This is a genomic window from Gordonia sp. UBA7860 (genome assembly GCF_002500165.1).
Lineage (GTDB): Bacteria > Actinomycetota > Actinomycetes > Mycobacteriales > Mycobacteriaceae > Gordonia > Gordonia sputi.
The window spans coordinates 30,084-39,219 of the sequence record NZ_DLSO01000175.1 but is presented as its reverse complement, the minus strand read 5'-3'; the positions used below and the strand labels follow the sequence as shown (position 1 = coordinate 39,219).

Annotated in this window: 7 protein-coding genes and 1 pseudogene; 6 read left to right on the top strand and 2 right to left on the bottom strand. The window is 66.8% G+C overall.

Going from position 1 to position 9,136, the window contains the following annotated elements; translation table 11 throughout:
• Positions 1–311: 311 nt before the first annotated feature.
• Together B3T59_RS21530 and B3T59_RS21525 are read right to left on the bottom strand one after the other, a co-directional pair.
• Positions 312–1,127, bottom strand: coding sequence for a mycofactocin-coupled SDR family oxidoreductase (locus tag B3T59_RS21530; protein WP_005203891.1), 816 nt, complete (start codon positions 1,125–1,127; stop codon positions 312–314).
• A 52-nt stretch (positions 1,128–1,179) separates the two neighbouring features.
• Positions 1,180–2,331, bottom strand: coding sequence for a CaiB/BaiF CoA transferase family protein (locus B3T59_RS21525; RefSeq protein WP_064863177.1), 1,152 nt, complete (start codon positions 2,329–2,331; stop codon positions 1,180–1,182).
• Between the two features lie 241 nt (positions 2,332–2,572).
• Here B3T59_RS21525 and mftE point away from each other — a divergent pair, with 241 nt between their 5' ends.
• The 6 genes and pseudogenes from mftE to B3T59_RS21495 all read left to right on the top strand — a co-directional run.
• Positions 2,573–3,283, top strand: a complete 711-nt coding sequence (mftE, locus tag B3T59_RS21520) for a mycofactocin biosynthesis peptidyl-dipeptidase MftE (protein ID WP_287005085.1) — start codon at positions 2,573–2,575, stop codon at positions 3,281–3,283.
• Entirely contained in the window at positions 3,280–4,728 is a 1,449-nt protein-coding gene (mftF, locus tag B3T59_RS21515; RefSeq protein WP_251722006.1) for a mycofactocin biosynthesis glycosyltransferase MftF, read from the top strand. The genes mftE and mftF overlap by 4 nt, the downstream gene beginning before the upstream one ends.
• Positions 4,729–4,750: 22 nt before the next feature.
• On the top strand, positions 4,751–6,055 hold the full coding sequence (mftG, locus tag B3T59_RS21510) for a mycofactocin system GMC family oxidoreductase MftG (RefSeq protein WP_287005084.1): 1,305 nt from the start codon (positions 4,751–4,753) through the stop codon (positions 6,053–6,055).
• 33 nt (positions 6,056–6,088) lie between these two features.
• Positions 6,089–6,766: a FadR/GntR family transcriptional regulator gene (locus tag B3T59_RS21505; RefSeq protein WP_064862865.1), complete on the top strand. Its 678-nt coding sequence runs from the start codon at positions 6,089–6,091 to the stop codon at positions 6,764–6,766.
• Positions 6,763–8,010, top strand: a complete 1,248-nt coding sequence (locus B3T59_RS21500; RefSeq protein ID WP_082933646.1) for a CynX/NimT family MFS transporter — start codon at positions 6,763–6,765, stop codon at positions 8,008–8,010. The genes B3T59_RS21505 and B3T59_RS21500 overlap by 4 nt, the downstream gene beginning before the upstream one ends.
• A gap of 165 nt (positions 8,011–8,175) precedes the next feature.
• A pseudogene (locus tag B3T59_RS21495) lies at positions 8,176–9,136 on the top strand (cytochrome c oxidase assembly protein); the annotation flags it as partial.

Below are 9,136 nucleotides of genomic sequence, written 5' to 3'. Positions count from 1 at the left end.
TGTCGTGTCGAGTGGGCGCTCCGTCGTGTCGAGTGGGCGCTCTGTCGTGTCGAGTGGGCGCTCTGTCGTGCCGAGTGGGCGCTCTGTCGTGCCGAGTGTGCGCTTCTGGGCGCTGCTTGCTGAATGGCCGGCGGGGGGATGTTCGGCAGTGACACGTCCATCGCCGACGCTCTGACCCGATGTGCCCAGTCGGCGTGCTGGAGCGCCCACTCGACGTCCTCGAGCGCCCACTCGACGCCCAGAAGCGCCCACTCGACGTCCTCGAGCGCCCACTCGGCGTCCTCGAGCGCCCAGTCGGCGTGCTGGGGCGGTCAGACCTTGGAGTTGCCCATGTCGATCTGGAACTGGGCGCCGGTGACGGCGCGGGCCGACGGTGAGGTCAGGTACAGCACGGCGTCGCTGATGTCGTCGGTGGAGGCGACGGGGAAGTGGTCCATCATCGAGATGAAATAGCGTGTGTACTCGCCCATTTCGAAGATCCGCATGGCGGAGGTGTCGGCGATGCCCATCGGGGTGTCGACCGCGTACGGGTGCACAGAGTTGACGCGAACGTTCTTGGGCGCCAACTCTTTCGCGGTGGTCTGAGCCAGGCCGGTCAGTGCATACTTCGACGCGCTGTAGGCGGCTTGCATCGGCATGGCCTTGAGCCCCGCCACCGACGAGACGACCACGATCGATCGGTTGTCGGCATCGTTGTCGAGCAGTGCCGGGATGGTGGCGCGCAAGGTCTTCCACGTGCCGGTGACGTTGACGTCGAGAACGTCGGCGAACTGTTGCTCCGGCAGTTCCCACGTGAAGCCCCACGACAGGATGCCTGCGTTGGCGACGACGTGGTCGAGTCGGCCGAACTGCTCGACGCCATCGGCGACCAGCTGCTCCTGAAAGGCGAGGTCGCGCGTATCACCCTGGCGGGCAAGGATTTTGCCGCCGACTTCCTCGACGAGACGCACGGTTTCGGCGAGGTCGGCCTCGGTCGACGGCGGATAGGTGATGTAGTCGGCGACGGTGTCGGCGATGTCGAGCCCGATGATCGACGCGCCCTCACGCGCGAAACGGATGGCGTGGTTACGACCCTGACCGCGCGCGATACCCGTGATGTAGACGACTGTGCCGTCGAACTGTCCCATGGGCAGAACAGTAACACGTTCTAGTTATTGCGCGCGGTCGGATCTGTCGAGCTCAGTCCGTCCACACAGCAGCGGCGTCGACGGACTCACGGTCGGGACCACGAGGCGTCGACGGCGCGGTGCGCGAGAACCGCGGAGCGACCTGCGCCTGACGGACACCGTCGATCTCCACGAGGTTGGCGCGCGCGGCCATATGGGGATCGTCGGGCGCCTCGGCGAACGTGAGCACCGGTGACACGCAGGCATCCGTTCCGTCGAAGACCTTGGCCCACTCGTCGCGAGTTCGCGACGCGAACGTCTCGGTGAAGATCTGCCGCAGCTTCGGCCAGTTGGCGACGTCGTTCTGCCCGGGCAGGTCGGCGTCGGTCAGTCCGAGGCCGCGGAGCATCTCCGCGTAGAACTGCGGCTCGATAGCGCCGACGGCCATGTACCTGCCGTCCGACGTCTCATAGACCTCGTAGTACGGCGCACCGGTGTCGAGCATGTTGGTGCCACGTTCGTCGCTCCACAAACCCGTGCCTCGAAAAGCCCAGATCATCTGTCCGAGAACGGAAGCGCCGTCGACCATCGCGGCGTCGACAACCTGCCCGCGACCCGACGACGCACGCTCGACAAGCGCCGCGAGTACACCCATCACCAAGAACATCGAACCGCCGCCGAAATCGCCGACGAGATTCATCGGCGGCACCGGACGCTCACCCTCCCGGCCGATGGCGTGCAACATTCCGGTCAGTGAGATGTAGTTGATGTCGTGGCCGGCCTGCGGCGCGCGCGGACCGTCCTGGCCCCAACCGGTCATGCGTCCGTAGACGAGTCGCTCATTGACCGACTCCAGATCCGACGGACCAAAGCCCAGTCGCTCCATGACGCCGGGACGGAAACCCTCGAGAAGAACGTCAGCTTTACCGATGAGCCGCAGGATCTCCTCCCGATCGGCCGGATCCTTGAGGTTGGCCTCGACGACGCGCCTGCCCCGCAGCAGCGCGTCGGCGTTGCGCGCCGGATCGGGTAGCTGACCGGGGCGCTGGATGCGGATCACGTCGGCTCCGAGGTCGGCCAACATCATCGCCGCGTGGGGGCCGGGACCGATACCCGCGAACTCGACAACCCGTACACCGTTCAGCGGACCACCTGTACCAACGCTTTTCGACGATGCGCCCGCGCTGGGCGTGCCTGCCGCGTCGGGCGTCGACGGTGCGTTCATGGATTTCCTCCCGGTCGAATTGGCGCGCCCACCGGTGTGGTGAGCGTCACGCCGTCGCCCCAGAATGCCATACCGAGCGATCGTTCGGCAGAGCCGGGGGCGATCCTTCGGCAGAGCGGGGGCGATCGTTCGGCCGTCGCGTGTGTCCACGGAAAGCCTCGGCGCCGATTCCGCGGAAATAGGTACACAAAGTTTTCTGCGGCGGTTACTTCGCGCGCTGCACATCGGTAAAGTCGAGCAAATGACGCGTCCGGCGACTTTGAGTTCGTGCACTTGGCCGGAACTGGAGAATTCTGCGACGACGCTGCTGGTCGCAGTCGGATCACTCGAACAGCACGGGCCGCATCTACCGCTTGACACCGACACCCGCATCGCGAGTGCCGTGGTCGCGCGTGTTCACGCGACCCTCGACGACACGTCGACACTCATCGCACCGCCTCTCGGCTACGGAGCGAGCGGCGAGCACGAAGGCTTTCCAGGCACCATCTCCCTGGGCCATGACGCGCTGCGCAGCGTACTCGTCGAGTACGGACGCAGCGCCTGCCGGTGGGCGCAGCGCATCGTCTTCGTCAACGGCCACGGTGGCAACGCGCAGACGCTGGTCGACGCGATCGGTCTGCTCCGCTACGAGGGCCGCGATGTCGCGTGGTATCCGTGCGCGTTCGATGGGGCCGATGCGCACGCCGGTACGACAGAAACATCAGTGCTGCTTCACCTTTCGCCCGATGCTGTGCGTCGCGACAGCGTCGTCGTCGGTAATCGCGCACCCGTCGCGACGCTGCTACCGGCGATGCGTGACGGGGGTGTGGCGGCGGTCAGCGCCAACGGCGTGCTGGGCGATCCGACGACGGCATCGGCCGACGACGGCGCTGTGCACCTCGACCGATTGGTGAGTCGACTCCGCGCGGCGATCCAGCAATGGGACGTCGCCGAGAACGGGCGTCTGCGATGAACGCACCCACCGACGCACCTCCGGCGCCCGCACCGAGTCGCGACCTGCCGAACGGCTTCCAGGTCCAGATCGACCTGCGATGTGCCCGGCACGGTGATCTGCGCTACCTCGTCGGCGGCTCGCCGACTCGGCTGATGAGACTGTCCGACGCCGCGCTGGGGATGACGTCGGTCGACGGTCGGATCGAAGTGTGCGACGGCCCGACGCGAACACTGGCCCGCCGACTTCTCGACGCGGGAATGGCCAATCCCCGCCCCATGCACGGACCGTCGACCGACGACGTCACAATCGTTGTTCCGGTGCGCGACAACCAATCCGGCGTCGACCGTCTTCTGAACGCCGCCCGCGGTGTCAAGGTGATCGTCGTCGATGACGGTTCGCACACTCCCATCGTTGCTCAGGGTCCGCAGGTTCGCGTGTTGCGTTTCGACGAGAACCGGGGACCAGCGGCCGCGCGAAATGCGGGCGCCGCAGCTGCCGACACCGAGTTCATCGCCTTCGTCGACTCCGACGTGGTGCCGCACAGCGACTGGCTGATGATGCTGCTCGGTCACTTCTCCGATCCGGCGGTGGCAATCGCGGCGCCGCGCATCGTCGGGCTCGACCGCGACGACGAGCGAGGCGAGCACCACAAGCGGTCGCTCGCCGAGCGCTACGAGAACGGCCATTCATCACTTGACATGGGACCCAGCGAGGCGGGCGTCGTCCCAGGAACTCCGATCGCGTACGTGCCGAGTGCGGCAATGTTGGTGCGCGCGAGCGCATTCGACGGATTCGACGAATCGTTACGCGTCGCCGAGGACGTCGACCTGTGCTGGCGGACGCACGAGAACGGCTGGCGTATTCGCTACGACCCGATCGCGACGGTCGCGCACGATCACCGCACCAGCATGCGCACCGTGCTCGGTCGCCGGCGGTTCTACGGCACCGGCGCGGCGTTCCTCGCCGAGCGGCATGGGGAGTCGGTGGCTCCGGTCGTGATGTCGATGTCGATGGCCGCAGCGGTCGCGGCGTTGCTGACGCACACCAGAATCGGTCTCGCGGTGGCGATGGTGATTCTGCTCCGCGTGGGGCATCGGCTCCGCACACGACTGGGCGAACTGCCGGAGGCCACGCGGGTATCCGCACAGATGACCTCGCGGGCAACCTTCTTCGGACTACTGCAGGCCGCGGGCGCGGTGTGTCGCCACTATTGGCCCGTCGCGTTGCTGCTGGCGCTGATCTCACCGAGATTCCGACGTATCGTGATCGAGATCGCGATCGCCGAAGGCGTCGTGGAATGGATTCGCTCCGTCGCCGCGGAACCCGCGGTGGCGCCGACCATGGGGCCGTTCGGCTACCTGCTGTGCAGACGTCTCGACGATCTCGCGTACGGTACCGGGCTCTGGCAAGGGGTGCTCTCGCACCGCGACTTCGCGGCGTTGCGCCCGGTACTGACACCGTAGCGGCGTCGAATTCGACTGTGCTGTGCCCACATCGGCCGCAGGCTCACACAGCGTCGACGTTGTGATCGTCGGCGCGGGCAGCGCCGGGTGTGTGCTCGCCGAGCGACTGTCGCGTCACGAGAAGCGATCGGTGCTCGTGCTGGAGCAGGGGCCGTCGGAGTGGCCGGATGCCGACGTCCTCGACCTACGCAGGTTGCCGATCTCCGACGGCGAGCGCTATGTCACCCCCCATCGTGAGGCGTCGGGGTTGCCGGTGGTCCGTGGACGTGGGCTCGGCGGATCGTCGACGGTCAATGGCGGCTACTTCATGCGCTTTCATCGCGGCGATTTCGACTCCTGGCAGGGGCTGTGGACACCCGACGTGATCGACGAGGCGTACGCCGAGGTCGAGGAGAAGATGGGTGCACATCCGTTTCACGACGCCGATCTCACCCCCGCGGCGCTGGCGTTCGAGAAGTATTGGGGAGGAACATATCCGACTCGACCGCTCGGCGCCTCGTGGCCGCTGGTCGGGGTCAATCGGGTGCGCTCGAACAGCGTCGACGGGATTCGACGGACCGCCGCGGACGCCTACCTGCGTCCGCACCTCGACCGGCCGAATCTGCGAGTCCGCACGGGAGTGGCGGTCGAGAGCGTTCTCCTCGCAGAGGGGAACGCTGTCGGCGTGATGTGCGACGGTCAGGCCATCCGCGCACGGGAGGTGATCCTGTGCGCCGGAACCCTGGGCAGCGCCGCGGTGTTGCTGAGGTCGGGCGTCACAGGCGAGCGTATGCGTGTGCGCGAGCACCGCGAGGTACTCGTCGGATATCGCCTCCGCGAGCAACTCACGCCAGGCCCGTTGCTACCGACGGTCGTGCACACCGACGACGGTCTCGAGATCCGCTGTTACCGAGACGATTTCGCGCGATACATCGGAGGTCTCGCGGTGACCGGGCCCGCCGTCGGAGTGGCGGCGATGACGCCGGGTGCCTCGGGAGAGGTGTATCTCGACGGCGGGGGCGTCGGCGTTCGGCTCGACCAGCCAGACGCGCGAGTGCTGCGCCATCTCTCGCGAACCGCGCGGGAGGTGGTCGAGATGTTGAGGTCGTCGTCGTTCGGCGAGCTCGTCGTCGCCGACTCGATCGCCATCGACCCTGTGTTGCGGACGTCGCAACACGCCTGGGGATCGATGCCCATGGGTGGGCGCACCGACTGGCTCGGGGGAGTGCGCGGCGTGGGGCACTTGCGGGTCGTCGACGGTTCCATCCTCCCGTCCGCGGGTCGTAGCGGACCGCATGCCACGACGATGATGGTCGCGGCGGTGATCGGGGACGTGCTCTCGGCCTAGTGAGCCACAAACATGGGATGTTAGGATGTGCTCATGTCTGAGGTCATCGAGCGTCCCAAGCGCACCAGCGAACTGGTTGTGGAGCGGATGGAGCGGCTCATCCGCGATGGCGTCTGGCCGGTGGGCACGTGTATTCCGGCAGAGCCGGAGCTGGTACGCGATTTCGGAGTGGGGCGCAACACGATTCGCGAGGCTGTGCGTGCGTTGGAGCATTCGGGCATGCTCGTGCCGCGTCGTGGCGATGGTACCTATGTCCGCAGTGCCAACACATTCGCCGCTGCGATGACCCGCACGGCGACTTCGGAGATGCTCGACCTGCTACAGGTGCGTCGTGCGCTGGAGTCGGAGGCAGCCGCAGGCGCTGCGCGCGACGCCACGGCAGATGCCAAGCGCGAACTGCGCGAGGCGCTCGATACAGCGGAGGGCATCCTCGCGACGGGCGACATCGACGCGTACGCGCGCGCCGACATCGACTTCCACACCAAACTCGTTGCGGCGTCGGGTAATCCGCTGCTCATTGAGATCTATTCGGGTGTCCTGGAAGTGATGCATCGCGCACACGCCGACATCGCAGGGTTGTCGGTGGTGGCGAACGCACACCCGGGAGGACATCGTGACGTGGTCGCCGCGATCGACGCGGGCGACGAGCTGGCCGCGCGGGCGGCCGTTCTCGATTACCTGGCCGAGGCGGAAGGCGGTGTGCGCCGATGAGTCGGACGTCCACCTCGCCGACCAGGGCGGCGTCCGAGACGCCCTCGGAGCATTCCGTCAGACTTAATCCCGGTGAATTGCGTGGCGGCGCAGCGATTCTCGCAGCCGTGGCGATCATGCTTGTTGCGGCCAATCTGCGGCCGCCCGTCGTGTCGGTGGCGCCGCTGATCGATGTGATCCGCGACGACCTCGGATTCTCCAGTGCCACAGCAGGTCTGCTCACCACGCTGCCGGTGCTGTTCTTCGGACTGACCGCGCCCATCGCGCCGCGGATCGCAGCCCGCTTCGGAATCGAACGGACCATCTTCGCGTCGCTCGCATTGCTGATCGTCGGAATCCTGTTGCGTCTCATACCCTCTGTGGCGACCCTATTTCTGGGATCGGCCATCCTCGGCGCGGCGATAGGCGTGTGCAACGTCGTGTTGCCCGCCCTGATCAAGCGTGATTTCGCGCATCGCTCCGGTCTGATGACCGGCTTGTACTCGATGACCCTGTCGGGTGGGGCGGCGGTGACCGCAGCGGTCATGGTGCCGATGGACTCCGCACTCGACGAGAATTGGCGGGCGTCGTTGGCGATGTGGGCTCTGCTGGCCATCGTCGCGATGGTCGTGTGGGTGCCGCAACTGCGTCGGGTGCACACGGTCGCGGTGGGTCCGCGCGCGCCGGGCCTCTGGACCAATCCGATCGCATGGGCCATCACGGGCTACATGGCGGCGCAGTCGTTCATCTTCTACACGTTCAGCGCGTGGTTGCCGCAGTACCTGATCGACCACGGGAGCACGCCGTCGAGTGCGGGCAATGTGTTGGCGATCGGGCAGGTGGTCGCGCTGATCATGTCGCTGGTGGCTCCGATCATCGCTGGGCGGTTCGCCGATCAACGTCTGGTGACCCTCGGCTTTCTCGCGGTCTGTACGGCGGGCTTCATCGGGCTGGTCTTCACCGATCATGCGACGGTGCTCTGGGTCTGCATGGTGATGGCGGGTCCGGGGGCGGCCATCAGCCTCGCGCTGCTGTTCATGGTGCTGCGCAGTTCGTCTGCCACGCAGACCGGCCAGGTGTCGGGGATGTCGCAGTCCGTCGGCTACATCCTCGCCGCGGTGGGTCCGATCGCCATCGGATGGATTCACGACGTGACGGGGTCGTGGTCGATCGCCTTCGGCGTGCTCGCGCTGGCCGTCATCCCGCAGGGGCTCGCTACACTACTGGCCGCCAAGAACGTGCGTATGCCTTCTCATCTCGAGTGACCAACCAGCCCGACAGTGCGAGAGTCCTCGGTTGACCTGCGTGTGACCCGGACCTCCCGCGCTCGCCCGGGCAGCGGGACCCGCGACGCGGGGCCGTAGACTGGCGACGACGTCAGACCAGCGAAACGTCGTACTCGCTGGTGCTCGGCGGGCAAGGAGGAAGTGATGACCGCCGCCGACAGTGCAACGCAGGCCGAAGCTGCAACGCGGGCCCACGCGGCACGCATCCGGCCGACCATGGTTCTCGGCGCGGCCTTCGCCGTGGCTCTGGTGGGTGTCGCGATCTATGCGCTCTCCAGTGGAGACGCCCGCCACCTCGAAAGCGGCGACCCGTTCCCCGGTACGTTCACCGCGGCCGCGGACGTCGTCGGCTACTTCCTCGGTTTTCTCGCTGCCGCATTGACACTCGGCGGCCTCGTGTTCATCATCACCGCGTCGAATCCGGATGATCAGGGCAGCATCGACGTGACGGGATACCGCGCGCACCTGATGCTCGGCAGACTCTCGATCGGCTGGGCAGTGCTGTCGTGGCTGATGGTTGCCGTCGCCGCTGCCGACGCTTCCGGAACGACGCCGTGGCGACTGGTCGGTGAAGGCTTCCTCGGACAGGGGATCGGGGTCAGCGAGGCCGCCGTCGCCTGGATCGTGATGGCGGTGTGCGCCACCGTGATCGCGGTGCTCATCAGGTTCTCGCTCGCGTGGATGATGCACGTCGTTCTCCTCATACCCGCCGTGATCGCGATGGTCGCGCTGCCACTCGCGAGCAACGCGGGGCAGGGGCCGAACCACGACTACAACACGAGTCTCGGGATCGGGTTCGCGCTTGCCGTCGGAGTGTCACTCGGGTTCCGAGTGGCCTGGGCCGGCGCGCCGCGCATCACCTCCGACGTCGCGCGCACTGTGGTGTCGCGGCGCAGCGCGCTCATCCTCGTCATCAGCGACGCCGTTGCGCTCGTATACGGCCTGGCGCTGACCCTCTTCCTGCTGCCGGTGCGATACGCCTTCGACACCGCGTTCGGTCTCGCCGCGATCGTCATGATCGTGCTGGTGGCCGTGGCGCTTGCGACGAGTATCTCCTCCTACCGCGCATGCCGGCAGGCCGGCACCGATACAGACGACGCCGATA

What these genes read in the sequence shown, in the direction of transcription:
- B3T59_RS21530 (WP_005203891.1), bottom strand. Translation starts at nt 1,127, where the DNA reads ATGGGACAGTTCGACGGCACAGTCGTCTACATCACGGGTATCGCGCGC.
- B3T59_RS21525 (WP_064863177.1), bottom strand. Translation starts at nt 2,331, where the DNA reads ATGAACGCACCGTCGACGCCCGACGCGGCAGGCACGCCCAGCGCGGGC.
- mftE (WP_287005085.1), top strand. Translation starts at nt 2,573, where the DNA reads ATGACGCGTCCGGCGACTTTGAGTTCGTGCACTTGGCCGGAACTGGAG.
- mftF (WP_251722006.1), top strand. Translation starts at nt 3,280, where the DNA reads ATGAACGCACCCACCGACGCACCTCCGGCGCCCGCACCGAGTCGCGAC.
- B3T59_RS21505 (WP_064862865.1), top strand. Translation starts at nt 6,089, where the DNA reads ATGTCTGAGGTCATCGAGCGTCCCAAGCGCACCAGCGAACTGGTTGTG.
- B3T59_RS21500 (WP_082933646.1), top strand. Translation starts at nt 6,763, where the DNA reads ATGAGTCGGACGTCCACCTCGCCGACCAGGGCGGCGTCCGAGACGCCC.